The sequence below is a fragment of the Micromonospora sp. CA-248089 genome, assembly GCF_050948515.1.
Lineage (GTDB): Bacteria > Actinomycetota > Actinomycetes > Mycobacteriales > Micromonosporaceae > Micromonospora.
The window spans coordinates 3243095-3269680 of the sequence record NZ_CP192016.1 but is presented as its reverse complement, the minus strand read 5'-3'; the positions used below and the strand labels follow the sequence as shown (position 1 = coordinate 3269680).

The window sequence follows — 26586 nt, the reverse complement described above, 5'->3', positions numbered from 1 at the left end:
AGTTGGGCTTCCAAAGAAACTGGCGGGACCGCCCGTGGACGCCGCGAGGAGACGCCCATGCCGTACCGCCCGCCGCTGGTCCCGTACGAGACGTTCGTGGCCGACCCGCCCGACCTGCCGGTCCGCGCCCCCGGCGAGGAGGGCGCCGACGACGTGCTGCGGGCCGCGGTGGCCGGGACCGACGCGCACGGGGTCACGCTCACCGCGACCTGCGCGTCCGGCCGCACGCTCGTCGCGCGCATCGAGGCCGCCGGAGACGGGATCATCCGGGTACGCCTCGCCGACGACCTGTCGGTCCGCAGCCGGTCCGCAGCTGCGCTGACGCTGGTCCACCCGCAACCGCACCCGGCCACCGTGACCATCGACGGCACGCACGTGCGCGTCGGTGCCGGCGGCGTGGTCGCCGAGGTGCGCCTGGACCCGTGGGAGCTGTGCTTCCGCACGCCGGACGGGCGGCTGCTGCTCGCCTCCGACGCCGGCACCCGGGACATCAGCGGCCGGCGCCGGACGCTGCCGCTGGGCCGCTCCACAGTCGACGGCGAGCCGGTCGCCTGGCACGAGAGCTTCGTGGCGCCGGGCGACGAACGGTTCGCCGGCTTCGGTGAGAAGTTCACGCCGCTGGACAAGCGCGGCCAGCGGCCGCTGATGTGGAACTTCGACGCCTTCGGCGGGGAGTCCGACCGGTCGCACAAGAACGTGCCGTTCTACCTGTCCGACCGGGGCTACGGCGTGCTTGTCGACAGCGGGCTGCCGGTGCAGTTCGACGTGTGCGCGAGCACCCACAGCAGCGTGCAGATCCTCGTCCCGGACGACCTGCTCGACTACTACGTGCTCGCCGGACCCACCCCGGAGCGGGTCCTCGACCGGCTCGACGCGCTGACCGGGCGGCCGTACCTGCCGCCGAGGTGGGCGTTCGGCGCGTGGATCTCGTCCGGCTTCTTCCCGGACAGCCAGCAGCGGGTGCTGGAGCGGGCCCGGCGCCTCCGCGAGCGGGACGTCCCCTGCGACGTGCTGCACCTGGACTGCTACTGGCAGGTCGCCGGGCACTGGTCGGACCTGCGCTGGGACACCGACGCCTTCCCCGACCCGGACGGCATGCTCAAGGACCTCACCGAGCAGGGCTTCCGGGTGTGCCTGTGGATGAACCCGTACCTGATGACCGGCAGCCCGCTCTACGCCGAGGCCGAGGCCGCCGGGTACTTCCTGCGCCACCCCGACGGCGGCACGTACGTCGCCGACACCTGGCACGGCAGCTACCCGGCGGGCGCCATCGTGGACCTCACCAACCCGGCCGCGGTGCGCTGGTTCCAGGGCCTGCTGCGGCCGCTGCTGGCGCAGGGCGTCGCGGTGTTCAAGACCGACTTCGCCGAGGGCGTGCCCGCCGACGCGCTCGCCCACAACGGCATGACCGGCGTGGAACTGCACAACGTGTACGCGCTGCTGTTCAACGACGCGGTCGCCGACGTCACCGAGGAGGTGGCCGGGCACCGCACCGTGTGGGCGCGCTCGTCGTACCTGGGCGGGCAGCGGCACAGCGCCCAGTGGAGCGGCGACGTCAACGCCACCTGGCCCGGCATGGCCAGCACGCTGCGCGGCGGCCTGTCCCACGGGCTGTCCGGCGTGCCGTTCTGGAGCCACGACACCGGCGGCTTCCACGGCACGCCCGAGCCGGACCTGTACGTGCGCTGGACCCAGTTCGGCGCGCTGTCCCCGTTGGTGCGGCTGCACGGCACCACCAGCCGCCTGCCGTGGGAGTTCCCGCCCGAGGCGGAACGGCACGCGGTGGACGCGTTGCGGCTGCGCTACCGGCTGCTGCCGTACCTCTGGTCGGCGGCAGTGGACAGCTCCCGCACCGGCGGCCCGATGATGCGGGCGCTGCTCGTCGACACCCCGGACGACCCGGTCGCCTGGACCACCGACCTGCAGTACCGCCTCGGCCCCGATCTGCTGGTGGCGCCGGTGCTCGATCCCTGCGGCGAACGCGCCGTGTACCTGCCGGTGGGCGACGACTGGCTGGACGCGTACACCGGGCAGCGGCACCCCGGCGGCCGGCACCTGCGGGTGAGCGTGCCGCTGGACCGGCTCCCGCTGTACGTGCGCCACGGCGCGCTGATCCCCACGGTGGCGCCCGCGGCGACGGCCGGGACCGGCCCGTTCCGGGACGTGACGCTGGTGGCCTGGGGCGGCGTCGACGGCGTGAGCGTGGTGCGGGACCCCGACGGCGACACCACGATCACCGCCGTGCGCGACGGCGACACGCTGCGCGTCCGGGTGGAGGGGCCGCTCGACGTCCGGCAGGTCAGCGTGGTCGGGACGGACCCGCCGCGCCGGGTGGTGCTCGACGGCGAGCCGATCCCGGTCACCCCGTTCGCGCCGTGGTTCCCGGGCCGGGCCCACCCGGCCGGAATCGCGCCTATTTAGTTTAAGCTGTAGCCGAACCCACGGCCGGGCGCAGGAGGCGGGCAGTACGTGATCAGCATCGACCGGCCGACGGCCGACCTCGGCGACGTGCGGGTGACCAACCGGGCCGCGGTGCTCCGGCACGTGCGCCGGCACGCCCCCTGCTCCCGGGCCGACGTCGCCGCGCGCACCGGGCTGAACAAGGCCACCGTCTCCAGCCTGGTCGCCGAGCTGATCGAGCACGGCCTGCTGCGTGAGACCGGGCTGACCGAGAACCGGGTCGGCCGCCCGGCCACCATGCTCGTCCTCGACGGCTCCCGCTACGTCGGGCTCGGCCTGCGCGTCGGCGCGGACGAAATGGTCGCGGTCGCCGCCGGCCTCGGCGGCGACCCGGTGCTCACCTGGCGGCGCGCGTTCCCCGCCGCCACCGCCGGCCCCGAGGAGACGGTGAAGGCGCTCGTCGCGCTGGTCCGGCGCGCCGTCACCCGGATCGGCGCGGACCGTACGGTGCTCGGCCTGACCGTGGCCGTGCCGGGGCTGGTGAACCCCGACGGCGACGTGCCGGTGGCCCCCGCGCTGGGCTGGCACGGCGTGCCGCTGGCCGCCTCGGTGCGCCGCGCGCTGCGCGACCCCGGCTTCCCGGTCGCCGTCGACACCGAGGCCAACCTCGCCGTGCTGGCCGAGCGGCGGCACGGCCCGTACGCCGCCACGGCCGACCTGATCCACCTGACCGGTGGTCCGTCGATCGGTGCGGGCCTGATCAGCGGCGGCCGGCTGCTGCGCGGTGGCCGGGGCTTCGCGGGCGAGATCGGGCACCTGCCCCTCGCCGCGGACGGCCCGCCCTGCGACTGCGGGCGGCGCGGCTGCCTCACCGCGCTGCTCGGCGTGGACGCGGTGATCGGCCGCCTGCTACCCGGCGACGGGCCGGTCACCGACCACCTGCCGGAGATCGAACGGATCCAGGCCCTGGCCCGCGCCGGCGAGGAGCCGGTACGCACCGGGCTGACCGAGATCGGCCGGCTGCTCGGGCAGGCCGTGTCGGTCCTGTCCGGACTGCTCGACCCGGAGGTGGTGGTGGTCGGCGGGCACCTGGCGGCGCTCGCGCCGTGGCTGCTGCCGGCCGCCCACGCCGAACTCGCCGCCCGCACACCGGTCCCGCCCGGGGTGCGGCTGGAGGCCAGCACGCTCGGCTCGGCCGCCGGTGCGCTGGGCGGCGCCACCGCCGCACTCGCCACAGTGGAGGCGGGACGCCTGCCCGCCGGATGACCCCTTGACCGCACCCGCCGGAAGGTGTCAACCTCGGTAGCGCCGCGTTCCGGGACCGGGCAACCTGCGAAGCGGCGTGTTTTTCGGCGGTTGTCGAAGCGCTTCACCACCGCTCCGGGCCGACACCGCCGACCCCACCACCACCCCTTTTCGCGTACGCGTCGCCGCATCACCGGCTCGTCCGTCGAAGCGCTTCGACGGACGAGCGGCGGCCCGTACGCCGACCGGAGGCGCCCGCCATGACCGACCCCGTCCCCCACCGTCTCGACGACCTGCTGGCCCGGCTCACCCTCCCGGAGAAGCTCGGCCTGCTGCACCAGTGGCAGGCACCGGTGCCGCGGCTCGGCCTGCGCGCCTTCCGCACCGGCACCGAGGCGCTGCACGGCGTCGCGTGGCTCGGCACCGCCACCGTCTTCCCGCAGGCGATCGGCCTGGCCGCGAGCTGGAACCCGGATCTCATCCGGGCGGTCGGTGCCGCCGTCGGCGACGAGGTGCGGGTCAAACACCGGGCCGACCCGGACCGCGTCGGCCTCAACGTGTGGGCGCCGGTGGTCAACCCGCTGCGCGACCCCCGGTGGGGACGCAACGAGGAGGGCTGGTCCGAGGACCCGTGGCTGACCGGCGAGCTGGCCACCGCGTACGCGCTCGGGTTGCGCGGCGACCACCCGATCCGGCTGCGCACCGCGCCGACGCTCAAGCACTTCCTCGGCTACAACAACGAGACCGACCGGGCCACCACCTCCAGCGACCTGCCGCCGCGGGTGCTGCACGAGTACGAGCTGCCGGCGTTCCGCGCCCCGCTGGCCGCCGGCGCGGCGGTGGCCGTGATGGCGTCGTACAACCTGGTCGACGGCGTACCGGCGCACCTGAGCCCGCTGATCGAGGGCGAGCTGCGCGGCTACGCCGACGACGAGATCATGGTGGTCGGCGACGCCGGAGCGGTCGGCAACATCGCCGGGGTGCAGGAGTACCTGCCCGACCACGTGGCCGGCTTCGCCGCCGCGCTGCGCGCCGGGATCGACAGCTTCACCGAGGACGACGAGGACAGCGCCCCCACAGTGGAGCGTCTCACCGAGGCGCTGGCGCGCGGGCTGATCGAGCCCTCCCACGTGGACCGGGCGGTGCGGCGGATCCTGTCCGTCCGGTCCCGCCTGGGCGACCTGGACCCCGATCCCCACGACGACGTACCGCCCCACACCCTCGACAGCCTCGCCCACCGGGAACTCGCCCGCGAGGCCGCCCGCCAGTCGGTCGTGCTGCTGCGCAACGACGGCCTGCTGCCGCTGCGCCCCGGCACCCGCGTCGCGGTGCTCGGCCCACTCGCCGACACCGTGCTCACCGACTGGTACAGCGGCACCCCGCCGTACACGATCAGCGCGTACGCCGGGCTGCTCGGACGGCTGCCCGAGGTGACCACCCACCCCGGCACGGACCGGATCACGCTGCACGCCGGCGACCGCGCGGTACGCCTCGACGGCGACGGCCCGCTGGCGCTCGGCGACACCGCGACCGAGTTCGAGGTGGTCGACTGGGGGCAGGACGTGGTGGCGCTGCGCGCGTTGGACACCGGCCGGTACGTCGGCGCCGACGACGCCGGGGCCCTGGTGGCCGACCGCGACGGACCGGGCGGCTGGGTGGTCCGCGAGACGTTCCGCCTGCACCACCGGCCCGACGGCACCGCGCTGCTGCACCACCTGGCCACCGGACGGCACGTCGGCGTCGCACCGGACGGACGGCTGAGCGTCGCCACCGGCGACCCGGCCGCGTTCACCGTGACGCTCCTCGCCGACGGGACCGCCGACGCCGCCGCGCTCGCCGCCGCCGCCGACGTGGCCGTGGTGGTGCTCGGCAACCACCCGATGGTCAACGGCCGGGAGACCGAGGACCGCGCCGACCTGGCGCTGCCCACCGGGCAGGCGGAGCTGCTGCGGGCCGTGCACGCCGCGAACCCGCGTACCGTGCTGGCGCTGACCAGCAGCTACCCGTACGCGGCCGGCTGGGCGCAGGAGCACCTGCCGGCGGTGCTGTGGAGCGCCCACGGTGGACAGGAACACGGCAACGGGCTGGCGGACGTGCTGCTCGGCGCCGCCGACCCGGGCGGGCGGCTCACCCAGACCTGGTACGCCGACGCCGCCGAACTGCCCGACCTGCTCGACTACGACGTCATCGGCGCCGACAGCACCTACCTCTACCACCGGGGTGAGCCGCTGTACCCGTTCGGGCACGGGCTCAGTTACGCCGAGTTCGACTACGCTGACCTTCGGTTGAGCACCGCCGCGGCGCGTGCCGGCGAGGAGGTGGAGGTGAGCGTCGAGGTCACCAACACGGGCCGCCGCCCGGGCACCGAGGTCGTGCAGCTCTACACCCGGCAGCGGCGCTCCCGGGTCAAGCAGCCGCTGCGGCAGTTGCGCGACTTCGCCCGCGTCACGCTCGACCCGGGCTGCGCCGCCCGGGTGACGCTGTGCCTGCGTACCGCCGACCTGGCCTGGTGGGACGAGACCCGGGCCGCGATGGTGGTGGAGGACGCCGTCCATTCGGTGCTGGTCGGCCGGTCCGCCCGCGACATCCGGCTGGCCGGCGCGCTGACGGTGACCGGTGGCGACGCGACCGCCGAGCCGGCGGGCTCCCGCTCCGGGGCGGCCCGGTGAACGGGCGGACCCCCGGTGAGCAGGTCACCATCGCCGACGTGGCCCGGCACGCCGGGGTGGCCGCCAGCACCGTGTCGTACGTGCTGAGCGGCAAACGCACCATCTCGGCCACCACCCGCGTGCGGGTGCTCGCCAGCGTCCGCGCGCTGGGCTACCACCCGCACGCCGGGGCCCGCGCGCTGGCCAGCCGCAAGGCGAACGTGATCGCGCTCGTGCTGCCGCTGCGTACCGGCATGCAGGTGCCGGTGGTGATGCGCTTCGCCACCGCCGTGGTCACCACCGCCCGCCGCTACGACCACGACGTGCTGCTGGTCACCGCCGACGAGGGACCGGCCGGGCTGCACCGCATCGCCGGCAGCGCGCTCGTCGACGGCGTGCTGCTGATGGATGTGGAGCTGGAGGACTCCCGGGTGCCGCTGCTGCGGGAGCTGGCGCTACCCGGCGTCCTGATCGGGCACCCCGCCGACAGCACCGGTCTGGCCTGCGTGGACCTCGACTTCCGGCGCGCCGGTGAGCTGTGCGTGGAACACCTGGCCGCCGCCGGGCACCGGCGGGTCGCGCTGCTCGGCGCGCCCGCCGCGGTCTACGACCGGGGCACCGGGTTCGCCCACCGCACCCGCGCCGGGGTACGCGCCGCCGCCGAGCGGCTCGGCGTCGACGCGGTGACCCGGCCTTGCGAGGAGGGACCGGCGGCGGTACGCCGCGACCTGGAGGCGCTGCTCGCCGACCACCCGGACGTCACCGGGCTGGTGGTGCAGAACGAGTCGGCGGTCGGGCCGGTGCTCGCCACGCTGCCGCTGCTGGGCCGCCGGGTGCCCCGCGATGTGTCGGTGGTCGCGATCTGCCCGGACGAGCTGGCCGAGCAGTCCGGGCTCACCTGCGTACCGGTGCCCGCCGAGGAGGTCGGCCGGCAGGCGGTGGCGCTGCTGATGCGGCGGTTGAGCGGCGAGGCGGTGCCGGAGGTGACGCTGCTGGAACCGCACCTCACCGTGCGGGACACCAGCGCCGGCCGGTGACGGCGCACCGCATCCACGACACCGCCCCGGCCGCCGACTGGACCGACGCGTTCCTCACCGGCAACGGTGAGCTGGGCCTGATGGTCCACGGGCAGCCGCACACCGAGCGGATCGTGGTGAACCACCACCGGCTCGTCCTGCCCAACGGCACCCGGGACGCCCGCGCGCCCGAACTGGCCGGCCGGATGCCGCACATCCGCGCGCTGGTGCTCGCCGGACGCCGCGCCGAGGCCGCCCGGCTGCTCACCGGCGGCCGGGAGCTGGAGTGGACCCAGTCGTTCCACCCCGGGTACGCGCTGACCGTCGACGCGCCGCCCGGCCCGGTACGCGACTACCGGCGCCACACCGACTTCACCACCGGGGAGGTGACCGTCGAGTGGTCGGGCGGGCGGCGGCGCTGCTTCGCCTCCCGCGCCGACGGTGTCGCGGTGCTGCACCTCGACCAGGGCGACTGCGTCGTCGGGGCGACCGGTGAGCTGCCCGGCAAACCGGCCGACGTGGTCTACGAGCAGGCCGCGTACGCCCGCGACGGTCTGGTGTTCCTGCGGGTCCGTGCCCGCTACCCGGCTGCCGGCGGGGCGTACGGGTTCGAAGGACTGACGCTGCTGCGCGGCGACGTGAGCGTCGACGGCGACCGGGTACGCGTACGCGGACCGGCGCTGCTCACCACGCTCGTCGACCGGCCCGACGCGCCGCCCTGGCGTACCCGGGCATCGGAGCAGCGGCTCGCCGCGCCGGCCGGGAACTACGAGGCGCTGCTGGCCCGGCACGTGCCGCGCCATCGCGGCCCGTACCTCCGGGTCGGCCTGGACCTCGGCGTGCCCGCCGCCGACCGGGCGCTACCGGTGGGTGAGCTGCTGGCCCGGCAGTCCGCCGCGCCGGACCGGCTGGACCCGGCGCTGCTGGAACGGCTGTTCCACTCCGGCCGGTACCTGCTGTTCAGCGCCAGCGGGGTGCTGCCGCCCCGGCTGACCGGGCTGTGGCTGGGCTCCTGGGACGCGGCGTGGGCCGGTGACTTCACCACCGACGCGAACCTGAACCTGCAACTGGCGGGCGCCAACGTGGGCGCGCTGCCGGAGGTGACGGCGGCGCACGCCCGGCTGGTCGCCGCGCAGGTGGACCACTGGCGCGCCAACGCGCGGGCCGTGTACGGGTCGCGCGGGCTACTGGCGCCCAGCCGCACCGACGGCGAGCACGGGCACCTGTTCCACGTCCACCCCGACTGGCCGTTCACCGCGTGGCTGGCCGGCGCGGACTGGCTGCTGCACCCGCTGCACGAACACCACCTCGTCACCGGTGAGCCGCTGGGTGAGGTGGCCGGCTGGCTGGCCGAGGTGGCGGACTTCTTCGCCGACGTGCTGACCGCTGTGGACGGGCATCCGGCGCTGGTGCCGTCGTACTCACCGGAGACCGGCCCGTACGACGACACCGGCCGGGTCGCGCCGGTCGCGGTCAACGCCACCATGGACGTCGCCGCCGCCCGGCACGCGCTGCGGCTGGCCGCCGAGGTCACCGGCGAGGACCGGTGGGCCGGGGTGCGGCCGCCGGACTACCTGGTGGACGGGCGCGGCGCGCTCGCCGAGTGGGCGTGGCCCGGCAGCACCGGCGACGAGGACCACAGGCACGTCAGCCACCTGTATCCGGTGTGGCCGCTGCACGAGATCGATCCGGACGACACCCCGGAGCTGGCCACCGCCGCGCACCGGGCGCTGACGCTGCGCGGCGACGAGAACATGTCCGCACACGGCAGCCTGCACCGGGCGCTCGCGGCGGCACGGCTACGTGACGGCGAGCTGGTCGCGACGAACCTGCGCAAGATCGTCGGCGCGGACATGTTCTTCCGGTCGCTGATGAGCGCGCACAACCCGGGCCGGAGGACGTACAACGCCGACGCCGCGCACGCGCTGCCGGCGGTGCTGATCGAGTCGCTCGTGCAGTCCCGGCCAGGGATGCTACGGCTGCTCCCCGCGCCGCTGCCGGGCCTGCCCGCCGGGACGCTGCGCGGCGTCACCTGCCGGGGCCGGGTCACCGTCGAGGAGCTGACCTGGGCGCCCGGCCTGATCCGGGCGCGGCTGGTGTCGCCGGTGGCGCAGCGCGTGGTGGTGCACGCGCCCGGCGGCCACCGTGCGGTGGATCTGGCCCCGGACCGGCCGTGCGAGATGGCGTTCGGCTAGAGGTTGTCGGGCTGGCGCAGCGCCGGGTGGCTCTGCCCCGGCGCGGCGTACCAGGGCGGGGCGTCCTCGGTCAGCGCGGTGCCGATCCGCAGCCGCGCCCAGTCGTCCAGGGCGGGCAGCGCGTCCGGGGCGAACCAGGCCACCGCCAGCGACTCGTCGCCGTCGGCGGCCGGCGCCCCGCCGATGGCCCGGCAGCGGAACCAGATGTTCAGGTATTCGCAGGCGTCGCCGTTGGGGTAGACCACCGGGTGGGTGGCGACACCGGCGAGCCGGTCGATCGCCACGGTGACACCGGTCTCCTCGTGGACCTCGCGCACCAGCGCGTCGGCCGGTTGCTCGCCCGGATCGACGGTGCCCGCCGGCACCGACCAGCGGCCGTTGTCGCCCCGGCGGGCCAGCAGCACCCGCCCCGCGTCGTCGGTCACCACGCCGCTGACGCCGTACAGCACGAGCAGGTCGTGGCCGACGTGGCGGCGCAGCCGGGCGATGTAGGGCGAGACGGCCATGGCGAGCAGGCTACCGGCGGTCCTGCCGGTGCCGCCGGACCATGCCCTCGGCCAGCGCCGCACCGTCCAGGTCCCCGGCGGCCAACCTGCCGGCGACGGTACGGCGCACCATCCGGTCGGCCAGCGCCGGAGCGTGCCGGGCCAGCGCCAGTTCGATCCGTCCGCGCCGGGTGGTGGCCACGTCCCGTGGTGCGCGTCGGGCGGTGGCGGCGCGCAGGATCGCGGCCACCACTCCCTCCACGGGTTCCGGACGGGACACCCCGCTCAGCGACAGCCCGGCCGCCACGGTGCTGTCGTGGATCGGGGACGCGACCATGCTGGGGTAGACGACGCTGACGCCGACGTGGGTGCCTACTTCGTGGCGCAGCGCGTCGGCGTACGCGACGAGCGCCCGCTTGCTGACCCCGTACGCGGCGGCGAGCGGCAGCGGCAGCACCGCCATCCGGCTGGCCACGAAGATCACCCGCCCGCGGGCCGCCTCCAGGGCCGGCATCGCGGCGGCGGTGGTCCGCCAAGCGGCGAGCAGGTTCACCTCGATCTGGCGGCGTACCACCTCGTCCGGCGGCAGCTCGGCGGGCGCGGGCCCGCCGACACCGGCGTTGTTGACGAGCAGGTCCAGCCCGCAGAGCCGGTCGATCGCGGCGGCCACCGCCGGTGGCGTCGCGGCCGGGTCGGTCAGGTCGACGCCGAGCACGGGCGGTGTGGCGTCGGGGTCGGCGTGCAGGTCAAGCCCGACCACGTGGGCGCCGGCGGCGGTGAGCGCGGCGCCCAGATGCTGCCCGAACGTACCCCGGGCACCGGTGACCAGCACCCGCCGTCCGGCCAGAGCGCCTGCTCCGGCGGCCGGGTTCCGGCCTGCCGCGCTCATCGTCCCGCTCCGGCGCGGCGACGGCCGGCGGCCAGTTCGCGGCCCAGCTCGGCCAGGTAGACGTCGAAGTCGACGCGCATGTGCGGGCGGCGCTGCCCCCACCGGGCGGTGGCGGCGCGCAGCTCCTCGCGGCAGGCGGCGGCCTGACGGGCCGCGTCCGGTGGCGCCCAGGTGCCGGCCAGCCGCGCGGCCACCAGCCGGGCCTGCGCCTCGACCAGGGGGAACGCGGCGCCGGTGGACTGCATCAGCCCGACGAACGCCAGCCCGGGGGCGTCCAGGTGGAACACGTGCCGGTACAGCGGCAGCCGGTCCGCGCCCTCGCCGAGCAGCGCCGGGTCGAGGAACGGCATCTCGACGCGGTAGCCGGTGCACCAGACGACCAGGTCGACCTCGTCGTGGCGGCCGTCGGTGAACTCGACCCGGTCGCCGTCGAAGCGGGCGATGCCGGGCCGGGCCTGGATGTCGCCGTGGGTGAGCCGGGACAGCAGCGCGTCGGACAGCGTCGGGTGGTCCTGGAGGAAGCCGTGCGCCGGTGCGGGTAGCCCGTACCGGGTGGGCGGCCCGAGCGCTGTGGTGATCATGGTTTGACTGATGCGCTGCCGCAGCCGCCAGGGCAGCCGGCGGGCGAGCGCGCCGTTGAGCGTGTCCGACGGGCGGCCCAGCAGGTACTTGGGCACCACCCACACGCCGCGGCGCAACGACAGCAGCGTGCGCGTGGCGGCGTACGAGGCGTCGACGGCGATGTCCATGGCGGAGTTGCCGCCGCCGACGACGAGGACCCGGCGCCCGGCGAGCTGTTCCGGGCCGCGGTAGTCGTGGCTGTGCATCTGCTCGGCGGTGCACTCGCCCGGGTACGGCTCGGGCCGCTTCGGCACCCGGTTGTGCCCGTTGGCGACCACCACCGCCTCGACGTCGACATCGACCGGGCCGTCCGGGCCGGTGGCCCGCACCCGCCAGCCGTCGCCGGTGCGGGTGACCCGCTCGACGGTGTGGCGCAGCCGTACCGCCTCGCGCAGCCCGAACCGGTCGGCGTAGTCGCCGAGGTAGCCCGCGACACGGGTGTGGTCGGGGTAGTCCGGCCAGTCGGCCGGCATCGGGTGGTCGGCGAACTCGGTGCGCCCCTTGCTGGTGTTCAGGTGCAGCGTCCGGTACGCGGGCGAGCCGGGTGCGCCGTACACCCAGAGGCCACCGAGCGTGTCCGCCGTCTCGAACGCGACGGCCGGGACGCCGGCGTCGGCCAGCGCCTTGAGTGTGGCCAGTCCGGCGGCTCCGGCGCCGACGACAGCGACCCTCGGTGTGGCCATACCCGCCCCCTTAATCCAACGACTGATGGATAATCCCCGGAGCGCGGGCCGGCGTCAAGGGCGGGCGTCTCCCGGATCGGCCCGGTACAGCGCGTCGAGGAAGCGGTGTACGAACGCCCGGAACTCGCGCCGCTCCCGGGCACCGGAGCCGGCCCCGGCGGCGAGCGCCACCACGTGCCCGTGCACCGCCCAGACCAGGGAACGCACCGTCACGTGCGGCGTCGGCTCGGTCAGCGCGCCGGCACCGGCCGCGGCCACCAGCAACTCCTCGACCAGCCCGTACAACGGCGCGGCGTAGCGGCGGTCCAGTTCGCCGTGCCGCTGCGGCTCCAGCCAGCGGCGCAGCCACAGCGCGGTCGTCTCCGGCCGGTCCTCCAGGAAGTCGACGAACACGTCCACCAGGTCGTGCAGCGCCCGCAGCGCGTCGCGCGGCCCGGCCGACAGGGCCGTCCGGGCGCGTTCCCCGGCCGCCTCGATGACCTCCCGTTCGGCGCTGAACACGCGGGCGAAGCAGGCGTCGTAGAGCTGCGCCTTGGTGCCGGTGTGGTGCACGACGGTGGCCGCGTCCACTCCGGCGGCGGCGGCGACGTCGCGGACGCTGACCGCGTCGAAGCCCCGCTCGGCGAACAGCGCGGTGGCGGCGGCGAGCACCAGGTCACGGGTCGGCCGCTGGTCGTCGCGGCGGGGCCGGCCCGGCCGGCGGCGAGGCATGGTCATCCGGCCATTGTTCCCCCTACAATCCAGCAACCGTTGGATTGGGGGCGGCGCGCCCCGAGGACAGGAGACCGCCATGACCGGGCTGGATCAGCGCTCCGACGCGGTCACCCTGCCGCGCGGCCCGCTCGTCGGGTTCGCCACCGGCTCACTCGGCATGGGTGTCTGGGTGACAGTGCCCGGCCTGCTGCTGCTCTACTTCCTGACCGACGTGCTGGCGGTCGCGCCGTGGCTCGCCGGGCTCACGCTGCTGCTGCCGAAGATCGCCGACGTGCTGCTGCACCCGTGGATCGGGCACCGCTGCGACGTGGAGCAGGCCCGCCGCGGGCACCGCCGCCGGCTGCTGCTGGCCGGGTGCGCGCTGCCGCTGGCGTTCGCCGCCCTGTTCGCCGTCCCCGGCGGGCTCACCGGCGCCGCCGCGGCCGGCTGGGTGGCGGTGTTCTTCGTCGCCGGCAACCTGCTGTTCGCCGCGTACCAGGTGCCCTACCTGGCGACGCCGGCGGACCTGCGGATCGGCTACCACGAGCGGACCCGGCTGATGGCGTTCCGGATGGTGGTGCTGACGCTCGGCATCCTCGTCTCCGGGCTGCTCGCGCCGCTGCTGGCCGGCGGCGACGACGCCACCCGCGACGGTTACCTGCTGATGGGCGTGGTGCTGGCGGCCGGGATGTTCGCCGCGATGCTGGTCGGTGTCGCCGGGATCGGCCGGTTGCGCCGTACCGCCGCCGACACGGCGCCGCCGCACGGCCCGGGCGGGTGGCGGGCGCTGGCGGCGAGCCTGCGGGACCGGCAGTTCCGCTGGCTGGTCGGCGCGTACCTGGCCATGTCCACCACCACCCACCTGGTGCTCGCCGGTGTGCCCTACTACGCCGAGTACGAACTGGGCCGCCCCGGCCTCACCACGGTGCTGGTGGCCGCGTTCGTCGCACCGGCGCTGCTCGTCACCCCGGGCTGGCTCGCGGTGGCGCGGCGGATCGGCAAGCAACGTGCCCTGCTCGCCGCGCAGGCCGCGTTCGCCGCCGGGTCGCTGGTGCTGGCCGTCGGCCGCCCCGCCGGGCTGCCGGTGCTGGTGGCGGCCGTGGCGGTGCTCGGGGTGGCGTTCGCCGGCATGCAACTGCTGCCGTTCTCGATGCTGCCCGACGTGATCCGCGCGGCCGGCGGCACCGAGCGGGCCGGCACGTACACCGGGGTGTGGACCGCCACCGAGGCCACCGGCGCGGCGCTGGGCCCCTACGCGTACGCGCTGTGCCTCGCCGCCGGCGGGTTCGTGGCCTCGACCGCCGGGCAGAGCGTGACCCAGTCCCCGGCCGCGCTGGACGCGCTGCGCTACGGCTTCGGGCTGCTGCCCGCCGCCGTGATGGTGGTCGCGGTGCTGCTGCAGCGCCGCTACACCCTCGACGGCACGGCCCGCGTGGACGCCGCCGGATAGACTTCGCCCCCGATGGACGCCGAGCTCGCCACCGACACCCGACCCTGCGCCCACTGCGGACGCGACGTGCCGCAACGCGCCGGCGCGGGCCGCCCGTTCCGCTACTGCCGGGACAACGACGGCGCCTGCCAGCGGGCCGCCCGCAACTCGCGGATGCGCCACCGCAACTCCCCCGGCCTGCCCGGGCAGGTGGCGCGCACCTGGGAGGCGGTGGACCGGCTCGACCAGATCGTGGAGACGCTCACCGAGGCGCTGCACGCCGAGCTGTCACCGGCCGGTGTGGAACGCCAGCTCGCCGAGTTGCGCGCGGAGACGTCGGCGCAGGTCGCGGCCGCGCACGCCGAACGCGACGAGGCCCGCCGCGAGGCCGAGGACGCCAGCGCCGCGGCGGCCCGGGACCGGCAGCAGGCCCGCGCCGCGTACGCCGACCGCGACGCCGCCGCCGACCGCGCCGAGCGGGCGGAGGCCGCCGCGTCCGCCGCCGCCGACCGGGCCGCCGCCGCCGAGGAGGCCCGCGACGCCGCCCGCGCCGAGGCGGGCGCCGCGCAGGCGCTGCGGGTGCAGGCCGAACGCGACCGCGACACCGCCCGGCAGGAACTGCGCACGGTACGCACCGAACGCGACGCCGAACGCCGCCGCGCGACCGAGCTGGCCGCCGAGCGGGACGCCGCCCGCGCCGACGCCGAGCGGGCCACCCGCTCCGCCACCGAGGCCCTGGACCGGGCCGAACAGTCCCGCGCCGACGCGCAGGCCGCCCAGGCACGAGCCGGCGAGGCGGAACGCGCGGCCCGGGCCGCCATCGAGCGGGCCGACGCGCAGGCAGCCACCGCGCGGCAGGCAGTCGTCGAGCGGGACCGGGCCGAGGCGGCGCTGGAGCGGGTCCGGGCCGAATCGAGCGCGGCGGTCGAGCAGGCTCTGGCCGAGGCGGCAAGGGCGACTGAGCAGGCGCGCGCCGCCGCCGGCGAGCGGGACGCGCTCGCCGCGGAGCTGGCCGAGGCGCGGCGGGCGGTGAGCGCCGCCGAGGCCCGGGCGGCCGAGCTGGCCGCCCGGACGGCGGTGATCGAGGCCGACCGGGACGCCGCGCAGCGGCGCGCCGGGCAGCTCGCCGACCAGGTCAGTGATCTCGCGACGGCGCTGGCGCGGCTCGGTACGCGTACCGGCTGAGCGCCACGGGCTGGGAACGGGGCAGCGCCGCACCCGGCTCTCCGGCGAGGATCGAAGGCATGGGAAAGACGTACGAGCGCATCGACGGCCGGCTGCGGGACTTCGTCGAGGCACAGCCGATGTTCTTCGTCGCCACCGCCCCGCTCTCCGGTGACGGCACCGTCAACCTGTCCCCGAAAGGCCTACGCGGCTGCTTCGCGGTGCTCGACGAACACACCGTGGCATACCTCGACTTCGCGGGCAGCAACGCCGAGACCATCGCCCACCTGCGGGAGAACGGCCGGATCACGCTGATGTGGTGCGCGTTCACCGGCCCGCCCAACATCGTGCGGGTGCACGGGCGCGGCGAACCGGTGTTCCGCGACGACCCGCGCTGGCCCGGCCTGCTGAAGCACTTCCCCGACATCGACCCGGGTCCGCACGGCGTGCGCGCGATCATCGTGGTGCACGCCGAGCTGATCCGCGACACCTGCGGCTACGCGGTGCCGTTCATGACCTACGACGCCGACCGGGACCTGCACGAACGCCGGTTCGCCCGGGAGGACGACGCGTCGCTGAGCGCGTACTTCGCCGGCAAGGACCACGTCGCGACCAGCATCGACGGGCTGCCCGGCCTGCCGTTGCCGCTGCCGCCCACCCCGGCGGTGTGAGCGCGGTCAGTGGATGCCGGCCATCAGGCGCCGGATCTGGCGGGTGAACATCACCGCGGCCAGGCCCAGCACCACCGAGGCCAGCCCGAAGGTCAGGAAGTACACCGGCTGGGACCACCTGTCGGCCAGCCGGGCCACCTGACCGCCGATGGCGTCGCCGACGGCGGTGGCGAGGAACCACAGGCCCAGCATCTGGCTGGCGTACTTGACCGGCGCGAGTTTCGTGGTGGCGGACAGGCCGACCGGGCTCAGCGACAGCTCGCCGGCGACCTGGATGGCGTACACCGCGACCAGCCACAGCGGTGAGACCAGGTCGCCGCCGACGGCGGCCCGCGCGGCTGCGGCCATCAGCACGAACGACAGGCCGTTGAGCACCAGGCCGACGGCGAACTTCGTGGGCGTGGACACCCGGTGCCCGAGCTTGAGCCACAGCGCGGCGGCCAGCGGCGCGCCGATGATGATGAGGATCGGGTTCACCGACTGCAACCAGGACGCCGGGAACGTGAACCCGCCCACCGACCGGTCGGTCTGGTCGGCGGCGAAGATGTTCAGCACCGACCCGGCCTGGTCGTAGATGAGCCAGAACGAGGCGGCGAACACGAACAACCACACGTACGCCTTCATCCGGCTGCGTTCGGTGCCGCTGATCTCCCGGTCGGTGAGGATCCGCGCGAAGTAGCCGACAGTGACCAGCACCGTCACCACGGTGAGCAGGTTGACCACCGTGTCGACGGTGAACCAGCCGGCCACCAGCAGCACGAGCAGCGCGGCGAGCACCACGACGCTCGCCGCGCCGATGCGGGTCAGCGCGCGCCGCCGGTCCGCGCCGAGCAGCGGGTCCGCCGGGCGGGCGCCCGCGTCGCCGAGGTTGCGCCGGCCCAGCACGTACTGCAGGACGCCGAAGGTCATGCCGACCGCGGCGGCACCGAACCCCAGATGCCAGTTGATCTTCTCGCCGAGGAAGCCGGTGATCAGCGGGGCGATGAACGCGCCCAGGTTGATGCCCATGTAGAAGATGGAGAACCCGGCGTCGCGGCGCGGCGAGTCCCGCTCGTACAGGTCGCCGACCATGGTGGAGATGTTCGGCTTGAGCAGGCCGGTGCCGAGCACGATCAGGGCCATGCCGGCGAACACGCTCCACCCGGTGGGGATCGCCATCACGTAGTGACCGGCGGCGATCACCACGCCGCCCCACAGCACACTGCGCCGCGCGCCGATCAGCCGGTCCGCGACCCAGCCGCCCGGCAGCGCCATCAGGTAGACCATGGCGTTGTAGGTGCCGTACACGGCGTTGGCGCTGGACTCGCCGAGGTCCAGGCCGCCGTCGGCGACCGCGGCGGTCAGGTAGAGCACCAGGATCGCCCGCATGCCGTAGAAGCTGAACCGCTCCCACATCTCGGTGAGGAAGAGCGTGGACAGCGCGCGGGGATGACCGAAGAAGGTCTTCCCGGCGGGTGGTCGGGCTCCGACCGGCGCGTCACTGCTCATCGTCACCTCCGGCGCGCAAACAGGTGGGTAACATCCCCGTTGGCAGGCGAAACACTCCACCGATTCGGCCCGGCCGGGGACGACCCCGCCGGGCAGCTGTCATGGCCGGTTACCCTTGACTCTCCCGACCCGCGTACGGCCCTGTCGCCGTGGGCCGGGGAATGGGCGAGCGGTGACCGGTCGTTACACGTGAAGACCAGCACCACGAACGAGGGGAAGTCGATCATGGGCGAGCGCATGCTGCGCGGTAGCCGACTGGGCGCGGTCAGCTACGAATCCGACCGCAACACGGAGCTCGCGCCGCGCCAGACCCGCGAGTACCTCTGCGCCAAGGGCCACCAGTTCGAGGTGCCGTTCGCCGTCGACGCCGAGGTCCCGACGACCTGGGAGTGCAAGTTCGACGGCAGCGTCGCCCGCCTGGTCGACGGCACCGAGCCGGAGCAGAAGAAGGCCAAGCCGCCGCGTACCCACTGGGACATGCTGCTGGAGCGGCGTTCGATCGCCGAGCTGGAGGACATCCTCGCCGAGCGGCTCCAGGAGGTCCGGACCCGCCGCGGTCGTGCCTGACCGTCCGTAACGCGCCGAAACGCCCCCGGGATCACCCGGGGGCGTTTCGCTGTCTACACCGCGCCTCAGCGGTCGACGATCTCGCCCTCGATGGCCTTGCCCGGGTCGGTGACCGGCTGCGGCGCCGGCGCGGGGGCGGGCTCCGGGGCCGGCTGCGACGCGCCCCGGTACACGCGCACCCGGCGCGGCCCGAACAGGTCACCGGCGACCATCGACGACACCCGCCGCTCGGTGGCCCGGCGCACCCCGCCACCGGCCAGCCGGCGCAGCGGCGGCACCAGCAACAGCAGGCCCACCACGCCGCTGACCAGGCCCGGCAGCGCCAGCAGCAGCGCACCCAGCAGACCCACGAGGCCGTCTGTCACCTCGGGGCCCGGCGGACGGCCGGCCTGCGCCGCCGCGCGGAAGCCGCGCCACGCCCGCATGCCCTCGCGGCGCAGCAGCACCAGCCCCAGCAGGGACGCCCCGAACACCAGCAGCACCGCCGCGCCGAACCCGACGGCCCGGCCGACCAGCACGAAAACGGTCAGCTCCAGCAGCGCCAACAGCAGCAGGGCCGGTGGTACGTACTTCAGTCCTCGGCGCATCTCACCTCATCAGCCCGGGGTCATCACGCCCCTCAAGCATGACACGCCCCGGCTCAAGGCCAGCGCGCGAGCGCATCCGGGCGCGACGGCGCGGTCGCCAGACGGTCCCGCACCCCCCACCGGGTGACCCGCCACAGCGCCTCCGCCACGATCAGCGGGCTCATCTTGCTGTCGCCGTGTTCCCGCTCGGCGAACGTGATCGGCACCTCCACGATCCGCACCCCGGCGCGGTGCGCCAGCCGCGACAGCTCCACCTGGAACGCGTACCCCTGGGACCGCACCGAGTCCAGGTCGATCGCGTCCAGCGCGCTGGACCGGTACACCCGGTAGCCGCCGGTGGCGTCGCTGACCGGCATGCCCAGCGCCAGCCGCGCGTACAGGTTGCCCACCCGGGACAGCAGCAGCCGCCGCCACGGCCAGTTCAGCACCCGCGCGCCGCGCGTCCACCGGGAACCGATCACCACGTCGGCGTCGCGGGCGGCGTGCAGCAGCGCCGGGAGGTCCTCCGGGGCGTGCGAGCCGTCGGCGTCCATCTCCACCACCGCGTCGTAGCCGCGGGAACGCGCCCAGGCGAAACCGGCCAGGTAGGCCGCGCCGAGCCCTTCCTTGCCCTCGCGGTGCAGCACGTGCACCCGCGGGTCGTTCCCGGCGATCGTGTCGGCGATCGCGCCGGTGCCGTCGGGGCTGTTGTCGTCGGCGACGAGGACGTCCACCGCCGGCGCCGCCTCGCGTACCCGGGCGACGATGCGCCCGACGTTGTCGGCCTCGTTGTAGGTGGGGATGACCACCAGGACCCGCCCCACCCCGGGATGGTCGACCGTCCGCCTGTCGGCTGCCACGCCCACCGTCGCACCGCCTCTCGTCGGCTCAGCCGGGAGCGGCCTCCCGGCGGCGGCGCAGCACGGCCGCGCCGGCCAGGGCCGCGACCGCCAGCGCCGTCAGCGCCACCTCCGGCCACACCCCGGCCGTGGTCGCCGGGGTACGCCCGTCGCCGAGTTCCATCTGCCGCACCACCACCGCGGCGGTGTTGAACCCGGTCGCACCGTCTACCCGTCCGTCCGGGGAAACGAACCCGGACACCCCGACCGTGGAGGCCATCAACGCGGCCCGGCCGTGCTCCACGGCCCGCAACCGCACCATGGCCAGCTGCTGGCGGGCCTCGGCCACGTCGAACGTGGCGTTGTTGGTCTGCACCACCAGCAGCTGCGCGCCGCCGGTGACGGTGTCCCGGACGATGCCGTCGTAGGCGACCTCGAAGCAGATCACGTCGCCGAGCACAGCCGGGCCGGTGTTCAGCACGCCGGGACGGTCACCGGCCACGAAATCGGACCGGACCCGGTCGACCTGGGAGCTGACCTTGCGGGCGATGGAGCGCAGCGGCACGTACTCGGCGAACGGCACCGGATGCCGTTTCGTGTACACCTGGTCCAGATCCGGGCCGGTGCCCGGGCGCCACAGCAGCCCCGCGTTGCGCACCTCACCCTGACCGGGCCCCACCAGCACCGCGCCGACCAGGATCGGCGCGCCGATCGCGTCGGCGGCCTGGGAGATCCGCTCCCCCGCGCCCGGGTTGCGCAGCGGGTCGATGTCGCTGGAGTTCTCCGGCCACACCACCACGTCGGGGCGTTCCTGCCCGCCTTCGGTGACCCGCCGCGCCAGCTCCAGCGTCGCGTCGACGTGGTTGTTCAGCACCGCCTGCCGCTGCGCGTTGAAGTCCAGCCCGAGGCGGGGCACGTTGCCCTGCACGATGGCCACGGTGACGGTGTCGCCCGCGCCGCGTACCCCGGTCGGCACGGCCGAGCCGGCGGCCAGCAGCGCCACCAGCGCGGCGGTCAGCCCGGCGACCGGCCGCCACTGCCCGGGCGTACGCCGCCAGTCCCGCCACGCGGCGGTGACCAGCAGCCCGCCGGCGACCGCGACGGCGAACGTGACCAGCGGGGCGCCGCCGAGCGCGGCGAGCTTCAGCAGCGGCGAGGTGTCCTGGCTGAACGCGAGCCGCCCCCACGGGAACCCGCCGAACGGGGCGCGGTCGCGCAGCGCCTCCTGCCCCACCCACAGCACGCCGGTGAGCAGCGGCCACGCCGCCCGGTGCCGGTCCGCCAGCGGCGACACCCAGGCGGTGGCGGCGCCCAGCAGCGCCAGGAACGCGGCCTGCAGCAGCGACAGCAGCGCCCACGGCAGGTAGCCGGTGTGCAGGTTCGTCCACTCCAGCAGCGGCGCGAACAGCGCCAGCCCGGTCAGGAAGCCCAGCCCGGCGCCGGCGCGCAGCCGCCGCCGGTGCACGGCGGCGGCCAGCAGCGCCACCCCGACGGGCGCGAGCGGCCACATCCCGTACGGCGGGAACGCCAGCAGCAGCGCCACCCCGGCCAGCACGGCGGCCGGCACGGCGAGCGTCAGCGGCAGGGGACGCGCGCCGCCGTCACCGGGTGCCCCGTCGGTGGCACGCGGCTGTTCCCGGTCCAGCGTCGTCACCGGCTTCTCCCCACGATCACGGGCCGAAGGCTACCCGCCCGTACCGGCCGTCGGCCGAACCGGTGTGGGGCGTGCCACCGGTACGGCGCCGGCAGGCGACAATCGGGCGCATGCGGTTCGGTGTGCTCGGCGCGACCCAGGCGTACGCGGCCGACGGCAGCGTGCTGCCCGTCACCGGTGGGCGGCTGCGCGCGCTGCTGGTGCTGCTGCTGCTCGACGCCGGCCGGACCGTGCCGCCGCGGCGTCTCATCGACGGCGTGTACGGCGACCGGCCGCCCGAGCAGGCCGCGAACGCGCTGCAGTCGCAGGTGTCGCGGCTGCGCCGGCTGCTGCCCGACGCGCCCGTCGAGTTCGGCCCGGCCGGCTACCGGCTGGCAATCGATCCGCAACGGGTCGACGTGCACCGGTTCACCGGTCTGGCCGCGGCCGGGCGGGCCGCGCTCGCCGCCGGTGACCCGGCCGGGGCGGCGGCGCTGCTGCGCGACGCGCTCGCGCTGTGGCGCGGCGAACCCTGGCCGACGTGACGGACGCGCCGTTCGCCGACGCCGAGGTGGCCCGGCTGCGTCAGGCGCGCCTGGCCGCGGTCGAGGACCGCGTCGAGGCGGAACTGGCTCTCGCGCCGGCCGGCCCGCCGCTGATCGCCGAGCTGCGGGACCTCGCGGCGGCGCATCCGCTGCGGGAACGGCTGCACGGGCTGCTCATGCGGGCGCTGCACGGCGCCGGCCGCCGCGCCGAGGCCCTCGCCGTCTACGCCGACGCCCGCCGGGTCCTGGCCGAGGAGCTGGGCACCGACCCGTCGGCGGAGCTGGCCGCCCTGCACACGGCGCTGCTGCGCGACGACGCGGCCCCGCCCGCCCGGCTGCCCAGCCCGCTCACCAGTTTCGTCGGCCGGGAACCGGAGCTGCGGCGCGTGCACGAGCTGCTCGGTACGGCACGGCTGGTCACCCTGCACGGCCCGGGCGGCGCCGGCAAGACCCGGCTGGCCACCACCGTCGCGTCCGGCCACGACGGGCCGGTGTGCCTGGTGGAGCTGGCGGCCGTGGCGCCCGGCGCACCGGTCGCGCCCGCCGTGCTGGCCGCGCTGGACCTGCGCGACGCGGGCCTGCGCACCCCCGGCGGCCCGGCCGACCTCACCGACCGGCTGGTCGCCGCGCTGGCCGACCGGCGGCTGCTGCTGGTGCTGGACAACTGCGAGCACGTCATCGACGACGCGGCCCGGCTGACCGGCCGGCTGCTCGCCGCCGCGCCCGGGCTGCGGGTGCTCGCCACCAGCCGGGAACCGCTGGGCCTCACCGGCGAGGCCCTGTGCCCGGTCGGTGGGCTGCCCGCCCCGGACGGGCCGGCCGCACCGCGGGCAGCCGCCGCGTACCCGGCGGTGCGGCTGTTCACCGACCGGGCCGCCGACGTGTCGCCCGGGTTCACCCTCGACGCCGGCACCACCCCGGCGGTGCTGCGGATCTGCCGTACCCTCGACGGGCTGCCGCTGGCCCTGGAGCTAGCCGCGGCGCGGCTGCGCGCCCTGCCGGTGACGCAGGTCGCGGCGCGCCTGGACGACCGGTTCCGGCTGTTGCGCCGCGGCGACCGCACCGCTGCGCCCCGGCACCGCACGCTGGAGGCGGTCGTGGGGTGGAGCTGGGACCTGCTCGACGCCCCGGAGCGGCGGCTGGCCGCCCGGATGAGCGTGTTCGCCGGCGCGGCCGACCTGGCCGCGGTGCAGGCGGTGTGCGCGCCGGACGCCGGTGACGTACTCGACGTGCTGACCGGCCTGGTGGACAAGTCGCTGGTGGAGGCCACCGGCGGGCGCTACCGGATGCTGGAGACGATCCGCGAGTTCGCGGCGGCCCGGCTGGCCGAGGGCGGCGAGACCGGGCGGGTGCGGGCCGCGCACGCCGCGTACTTCCTGGATCTGGCGCTGGCCGGCGACGCGGGCCTGCGCGGCGGCGGCCAGGACCGGTGGCTGCGCCGCCTCGACGCCGCCCGCGACGACCTGCACGCGGCGCTGCGGCACACCGACACCGCCACCGGGTTGCGGCTGGTCGCGGCGCTGGCGTTCTACTGGTGGCTGCGGGGCCTGCGCGGGGAGGGCGCGGCGCTGGCCCGGCGGCTGGTCGACCGGCTCGACGGCCCGCCCGACGGCCTCGCCGAGGAGTACGCGCTGGGCCTGCTGGTCGCCACGCTCGCCGGTGGCGGCGAGCGCAGCGAGGTCGACACCGCGTCGCGGATCCTGTGGACCATGGCCCGGCCGCCCCGGCATCCGTTCCTGCTGTACCTGTCCGGCATGGCCAGCGGTCCCCCGTCGCCGCAGGACGCGGCGGCGCTGCACGAGCAGGCCGTCCGGGACCGGCTGCTCGGCACCGATCCGTGGAGCAGGGCGCTGGGCCGGCTGGGCACCGCGATGGTCGGTCTGCTGCACGGCCGGCACGAGCAGGCCCGCACCGAGCTGGACGCCGCGCTGGCCGGTTTCCGGGCCCTCGACGACCGCTGGGGGATGATCGTGACGCTGTCCACCCGCGCCGAGGCCGCCTACCGCACCGGTGACGTCGCATCGGCGGCCGCGCCGATGGCGGAGGCCCTGGAGCTGGCCGAGCAGCTCGGCTCCACCCTGGACCTGGCGGAACTGCTGCGGACCCGCGCCGACGGGCGGCTGGTCGCCGGTGACCTGACCGGCGCGGCGGAGGACTACCGGCGGGTGCGGCGCATCGCCGGGCCGGCCGGCGCGCCGGAACTGGTGGCCGCCGCGGATCTGGGCCTCGGCGAGATCGCCCGCCGCGACGGCGACCCGCAGCGCGCGCGGACGTTGTGCGAACGGGCCGTCGCGCAGTGCCCGTCGGGCTGGTTCGGCGCCGATGTGGTGCGGCTCGCGGCGCTGGTGACGCTCGGGCAGCTCGCCGACACCACCGGCGACCCGGCTGCGGCCCGCGCCTACTACCGGCAGGTCCTCACCGCCGGCGTCGGCGTGTGGGACGTGCCGGTGGTGGCCGCGGCAGCCGACGGGCTGGCCGGGCCGCTGCTGCGCGCCGGCGACCCCGAGTCGGCGGCCCGGCTGCTGGGCGCGGCGGCGGCGCTGCTCGCAGGCACCGGCGCCGCCGACGCCCCGGCCGGCACGCCGACCGCCGTCACGCTGCGGGAACACCTGGGCGAGGCGGCGTTCGCCACCGCGTACGCCCGAGGCGCGGGCCTGCCCCGGCAGCGGGCGCTGGCGCTGGTCGACGGGCGCTGACCGGCGCGGCGCCGCCCGGTGCGCGCGCGGTACGCGCCCGGTCAGCGGCGCCGGTGACGCTGACACCATGACCGACGACGCGACGGCCGTGCTGGCCGACGGGATACGAAAAACGTACGGACGCACCACCGCCCTGGACGGCTTCGACCTGGCCGTGCCGGCCGGCACCGTCTACGGGGTGCTGGGCCCCAACGGGGCGGGCAAGACCACAGCGGTGCGGATCCTCACCACGCTGCTGCGTTTCGACGCCGGCCGGGCCCGGGTGGCCGGGCACGACGTCGCCGCCGCCCCGGACCGGGTTCGTGAGGCGATCAGCCTGACCGGCCAGTACGCGGCGGTCGACGAGGTGCTCAGCGGCCGGCAGAACCTGGTGCTGTTCGGGCGGCTGCGCCGGCTGTCCGCGCGCCGGGCCCGCCTCCGCGCCGAGGAACTGCTGGACCGGTTCGGGCTGACCGAGGCCGCCGACCGGTCGGCGGGCGGCTACTCCGGTGGGATGCGCCGCCGACTGGACCTCGCGGCCAGCCTGGTGGTGCCGCCGCGGGTGCTGTTCCTCGACGAGCCGACCACCGGCCTGGACCCGCGCAGCCGCAACGGCCTGTGGACGGCGGTGCGGGAACTCGTCGCCGACGGCACCACCGTGCTGCTCACCACCCAGTACCTGCAGGAGGCCGACCACCTCGCCGACCGGGTGTGCGTCATCGACGCCGGCCGGGTCGTCGCCGAGGGCACCCCGGAGCGGCTGAAGGCCCGCATCGGCGCCGACCGGCTGGAACTGGTGGTCCGCGACGCGGCGGACCTGCCCACGGCCACGGCGGTGGTGCAACGCGCCACCGGCGCGACCGCGACGGTGGACGCCGAACTGCGGCGCGTCGACGCGCCCGTGGCGGACCGGATCGCCGTGCTCACCGCCGTGCTGCGGGCCCTCGACGACGCCGGAATCGCGGTGGAGGACGTGCTGGTGCGCCGGCCGACGCTGGACGAGGCGTTCCTGCGGCTCACCGGCGCCCACGCCGACGCGCAGCGGGTGGGGGTGGCGTCGTGAGGGCGCTGACCGACGGGTGGCTGATGGCCGGGCGGAACATGCGGCACGTCGTGCGCGCCCCGGAGGAGATCATCCTCTACTTCACCCTGCCGATCATGTTCGTGCTGGTGTTCGGCTACGTGTTCGGCAGCGGCATGACCGTGCCGGGCCAGGGCAGCTACCGGGAGTTCCTGCTGCCCGGGGTGTTCGTCATGACGATGCTCTACGGCCTCGGCGCGACCGCGTCGGCGGTGGCGGTGGACGCCGGCCGGGGCGTGGTGGACCGGTTCCGGTCGCTGCCGATGGCCCGTTCGGCGTTGCTGTCCGGCCGGGCGAGCGCCGACCTCGTACGGGCCTGCCTGGAGATGACCACGCTGGTGGTGTGCGGGCTGCTGGTGGGCTGGCAGTGGCGCGAGGGCGTCGGCCCGGCCCTGGCGGCGGTGGCGCTGATCCTGCTGCTGCGCGTCGCGATGACCTGGCTGGGCATCCTGTTCGGGCTGCTCGTGCCGAACCCGGACACGGTCGCGGTGGTGGTGTTCCCGCTGGCGTTCCCGCTGACCGCCCTGTCCAACGTGTTCGTGGCGCCGGAGCTGATGCCGGACTGGCTGGGCGCGATCGCCGCCTGGAATCCGCTGTCGGCGACCGTGGCGGCGGCCCGGGACCTGTTCGGCAACCCGGGTCTGGGCGGTGACTCGTGGCCCGCCCGGCACGCACTGGAACTGGCGATCGCCTGGCCGCTGGCGCTGATCGCGCTCGCCGCCCCGGCGGCGGTGCGCCGCTACCGGCGGCTCGGCCGCTGACCGGGGTATCCGGGGGGATGAAATCGGGGCGCGGCCGAAGCCGCGCCCCGATGCTCCCAGGCCCTTCCCGGCCGGTGGGGCGAAGACGATCGGCGCCGACCTTCGGACCGACCCGACGTGGACTGGCTGCCCCCGCCTGGCCGTTGTCTACTGGCCGTGCCTCTCACCCTGCCCGTACACCGGTAACCGCGGCCGGTTCGCGCCGCCCCGCCGACCCCCGCCCGCTGGACCTGGCCGCCGCAACCTTCCGGTCGCTCGGCCAGCGGACGAAGGGACGAAGCGAACAACAGCC

Annotated in this window: 20 protein-coding genes and 1 pseudogene; 13 read left to right on the top strand and 8 right to left on the bottom strand. The window is 75.7% G+C overall.

Going from position 1 to position 26586, the window contains the following annotated elements; all coding sequences use genetic code 11:
• Positions 1 to 57 precede the first annotated feature (57 nt).
• From ACQP26_RS15505 to ACQP26_RS15485, 5 genes are all read left to right on the top strand, one after another.
• Positions 58 to 2421 (top strand): TIM-barrel domain-containing protein, encoded by a 2364-nt coding sequence (locus ACQP26_RS15505; RefSeq protein WP_433493181.1) that lies wholly within the window; start codon positions 58 to 60, stop codon positions 2419 to 2421.
• A 48-nt stretch (positions 2422 to 2469) separates the two neighbouring features.
• Positions 2470 to 3666: an ROK family transcriptional regulator gene (locus tag ACQP26_RS15500; RefSeq protein WP_433493180.1), complete on the top strand. Its 1197-nt coding sequence runs from the start codon at positions 2470 to 2472 to the stop codon at positions 3664 to 3666.
• Between the two features lie 239 nt (positions 3667 to 3905).
• A complete protein-coding gene (locus ACQP26_RS15495) occupies positions 3906 to 6314 on the top strand; it encodes a beta-glucosidase family protein (protein ID WP_433493179.1) in 2409 nt (802 codons plus the stop codon).
• On the top strand, positions 6311 to 7330 hold the full coding sequence (locus tag ACQP26_RS15490; RefSeq protein ID WP_433493178.1) for a LacI family DNA-binding transcriptional regulator: 1020 nt from the start codon (positions 6311 to 6313) through the stop codon (positions 7328 to 7330). Before ACQP26_RS15495 ends, ACQP26_RS15490 begins: the two co-directional genes overlap by 4 nt.
• Positions 7327 to 9504, top strand: a complete 2178-nt coding sequence (locus ACQP26_RS15485) for a glycosyl hydrolase family 95 catalytic domain-containing protein (RefSeq protein WP_433493177.1) — start codon at positions 7327 to 7329, stop codon at positions 9502 to 9504. Before ACQP26_RS15490 ends, ACQP26_RS15485 begins: the two co-directional genes overlap by 4 nt.
• Here ACQP26_RS15485 and ACQP26_RS15480 read toward each other — a convergent pair.
• Genes ACQP26_RS15480 through ACQP26_RS15465 form a run of 4 tightly spaced genes read right to left on the bottom strand, consistent with a single transcriptional unit; the run spans position 9501 to position 12899 of the window.
• Entirely contained in the window at positions 9501 to 10010 is a 510-nt protein-coding gene (locus tag ACQP26_RS15480; protein WP_433493176.1) for an NUDIX hydrolase, read from the bottom strand. The two genes, ACQP26_RS15485 and ACQP26_RS15480, sit on opposite strands and share 4 nt — an antisense overlap.
• 10 nt (positions 10011 to 10020) lie before the next feature.
• The gene (locus tag ACQP26_RS15475) at positions 10021 to 10878 is read right to left on the bottom strand and encodes an SDR family NAD(P)-dependent oxidoreductase (protein WP_433493175.1); all 858 of its coding nucleotides are present in this window, start codon (positions 10876 to 10878) and stop codon (positions 10021 to 10023) included.
• The gene (locus tag ACQP26_RS15470; protein WP_433493174.1) at positions 10875 to 12182 is read right to left on the bottom strand and encodes a flavin-containing monooxygenase; all 1308 of its coding nucleotides are present in this window, start codon (positions 12180 to 12182) and stop codon (positions 10875 to 10877) included. The genes ACQP26_RS15475 and ACQP26_RS15470 overlap by 4 nt, the downstream gene beginning before the upstream one ends.
• Before the next feature lie 54 nt (positions 12183 to 12236).
• A complete protein-coding gene (locus ACQP26_RS15465) occupies positions 12237 to 12899 on the bottom strand; it encodes a TetR/AcrR family transcriptional regulator (protein WP_281577864.1) in 663 nt (220 codons plus the stop codon).
• 73 nt (positions 12900 to 12972) lie between these two features.
• Between ACQP26_RS15465 and ACQP26_RS15460 the strand changes: the two genes are divergently transcribed.
• From ACQP26_RS15460 to ACQP26_RS15450, 3 genes are read left to right on the top strand one after another with little or no spacing between them, the layout of a single operon-like run.
• Complete coding sequence (locus tag ACQP26_RS15460; protein ID WP_269706207.1) at positions 12973 to 14325, top strand: MFS transporter; 1353 nt, start codon at positions 12973 to 12975, stop codon at positions 14323 to 14325.
• A 12-nt stretch (positions 14326 to 14337) separates the two neighbouring features.
• Positions 14338 to 15489 (top strand): hypothetical protein, encoded by a 1152-nt coding sequence (locus ACQP26_RS15455; protein ID WP_433493173.1) that lies wholly within the window; start codon positions 14338 to 14340, stop codon positions 15487 to 15489.
• A 59-nt stretch (positions 15490 to 15548) separates the two neighbouring features.
• Positions 15549 to 16139 carry a pyridoxamine 5'-phosphate oxidase family protein gene (locus ACQP26_RS15450; RefSeq protein WP_269706210.1) on the top strand — a complete coding sequence of 197 codons (591 nt, stop codon included), beginning with the start codon at positions 15549 to 15551 and terminating at the stop codon, positions 16137 to 16139.
• Positions 16140 to 16145: 6 nt separating this feature from the next.
• Here ACQP26_RS15450 and ACQP26_RS15445 read toward each other — a convergent pair whose 3' ends face one another.
• Entirely contained in the window at positions 16146 to 17627 is a 1482-nt protein-coding gene (locus tag ACQP26_RS15445; RefSeq protein ID WP_269706212.1) for a peptide MFS transporter, read from the bottom strand.
• Positions 17628 to 17852: 225 nt separating this feature from the next.
• On the opposite strand from ACQP26_RS15445, the gene ACQP26_RS15440 reads away from it, so the two are divergent.
• Positions 17853 to 18194, top strand: coding sequence for an RNA polymerase-binding protein RbpA (locus ACQP26_RS15440; RefSeq protein WP_007070998.1), 342 nt, complete (start codon positions 17853 to 17855; stop codon positions 18192 to 18194).
• Positions 18195 to 18259: 65 nt separating this feature from the next.
• Here ACQP26_RS15440 and ACQP26_RS15435 read toward each other — a convergent pair whose 3' ends face one another.
• From ACQP26_RS15435 to lnt, 3 genes are read right to left on the bottom strand one after another with little or no spacing between them, the layout of a single operon-like run.
• Positions 18260 to 18781, bottom strand: a complete 522-nt coding sequence (locus ACQP26_RS15435) for an FxsA family protein (protein ID WP_281577868.1) — start codon at positions 18779 to 18781, stop codon at positions 18260 to 18262.
• Between the two features lie 53 nt (positions 18782 to 18834).
• The gene (locus tag ACQP26_RS15430) at positions 18835 to 19626 is read right to left on the bottom strand and encodes a polyprenol monophosphomannose synthase (RefSeq protein WP_433493172.1); all 792 of its coding nucleotides are present in this window, start codon (positions 19624 to 19626) and stop codon (positions 18835 to 18837) included.
• A 22-nt stretch (positions 19627 to 19648) separates the two neighbouring features.
• Positions 19649 to 21253, bottom strand: a complete 1605-nt coding sequence (gene lnt, locus ACQP26_RS15425; RefSeq protein ID WP_433493171.1) for an apolipoprotein N-acyltransferase — start codon at positions 21251 to 21253, stop codon at positions 19649 to 19651.
• A 110-nt stretch (positions 21254 to 21363) separates the two neighbouring features.
• On the opposite strand from lnt, the pseudogene ACQP26_RS15420 reads away from it, so the two are divergent.
• The 4 genes and pseudogenes from ACQP26_RS15420 to ACQP26_RS15405 form a co-directional block, all read left to right on the top strand.
• Positions 21364 to 22406 (top strand): annotated as a pseudogene (locus ACQP26_RS15420) (BTAD domain-containing putative transcriptional regulator); the annotation flags it as partial.
• 522 nt (positions 22407 to 22928) lie between these two features.
• Positions 22929 to 24473: an ATP-binding protein gene (locus tag ACQP26_RS15415; RefSeq protein WP_433496147.1), complete on the top strand. Its 1545-nt coding sequence runs from the start codon at positions 22929 to 22931 to the stop codon at positions 24471 to 24473.
• 67 nt (positions 24474 to 24540) lie between these two features.
• Positions 24541 to 25515, top strand: coding sequence for an ATP-binding cassette domain-containing protein (locus tag ACQP26_RS15410; protein WP_281577870.1), 975 nt, complete (start codon positions 24541 to 24543; stop codon positions 25513 to 25515).
• Complete coding sequence (locus ACQP26_RS15405) at positions 25512 to 26294, top strand: ABC transporter permease (protein ID WP_269706224.1); 783 nt, start codon at positions 25512 to 25514, stop codon at positions 26292 to 26294. The genes ACQP26_RS15410 and ACQP26_RS15405 overlap by 4 nt, the downstream gene beginning before the upstream one ends.
• Positions 26295 to 26586: the final 292 nt, after the last annotated feature.

What these genes read in the sequence shown, in the direction of transcription:
- ACQP26_RS15505 (WP_433493181.1), top strand. Translation starts at nt 58, where the DNA reads ATGCCGTACCGCCCGCCGCTGGTCCCGTACGAGACGTTCGTGGCCGAC.
- ACQP26_RS15495 (WP_433493179.1), top strand. Translation starts at nt 3,906, where the DNA reads ATGACCGACCCCGTCCCCCACCGTCTCGACGACCTGCTGGCCCGGCTC.
- ACQP26_RS15480 (WP_433493176.1), bottom strand. Translation starts at nt 10,010, where the DNA reads ATGGCCGTCTCGCCCTACATCGCCCGGCTGCGCCGCCACGTCGGCCAC.
- ACQP26_RS15475 (WP_433493175.1), bottom strand. Translation starts at nt 10,878, where the DNA reads ATGAGCGCGGCAGGCCGGAACCCGGCCGCCGGAGCAGGCGCTCTGGCC.
- ACQP26_RS15470 (WP_433493174.1), bottom strand. Translation starts at nt 12,182, where the DNA reads ATGGCCACACCGAGGGTCGCTGTCGTCGGCGCCGGAGCCGCCGGACTG.
- ACQP26_RS15465 (WP_281577864.1), bottom strand. Translation starts at nt 12,899, where the DNA reads ATGACCATGCCTCGCCGCCGGCCGGGCCGGCCCCGCCGCGACGACCAG.
- ACQP26_RS15460 (WP_269706207.1), top strand. Translation starts at nt 12,973, where the DNA reads ATGACCGGGCTGGATCAGCGCTCCGACGCGGTCACCCTGCCGCGCGGC.
- ACQP26_RS15455 (WP_433493173.1), top strand. Translation starts at nt 14,338, where the DNA reads ATGGACGCCGAGCTCGCCACCGACACCCGACCCTGCGCCCACTGCGGA.
- ACQP26_RS15450 (WP_269706210.1), top strand. Translation starts at nt 15,549, where the DNA reads ATGGGAAAGACGTACGAGCGCATCGACGGCCGGCTGCGGGACTTCGTC.
- ACQP26_RS15445 (WP_269706212.1), bottom strand. Translation starts at nt 17,627, where the DNA reads ATGAGCAGTGACGCGCCGGTCGGAGCCCGACCACCCGCCGGGAAGACC.
- ACQP26_RS15440 (WP_007070998.1), top strand. Translation starts at nt 17,853, where the DNA reads ATGGGCGAGCGCATGCTGCGCGGTAGCCGACTGGGCGCGGTCAGCTAC.
- ACQP26_RS15435 (WP_281577868.1), bottom strand. Translation starts at nt 18,781, where the DNA reads ATGCGCCGAGGACTGAAGTACGTACCACCGGCCCTGCTGCTGTTGGCG.
- ACQP26_RS15415 (WP_433496147.1), top strand. Translation starts at nt 22,929, where the DNA reads ATGAGCGTGTTCGCCGGCGCGGCCGACCTGGCCGCGGTGCAGGCGGTG.
- ACQP26_RS15410 (WP_281577870.1), top strand. Translation starts at nt 24,541, where the DNA reads ATGACCGACGACGCGACGGCCGTGCTGGCCGACGGGATACGAAAAACG.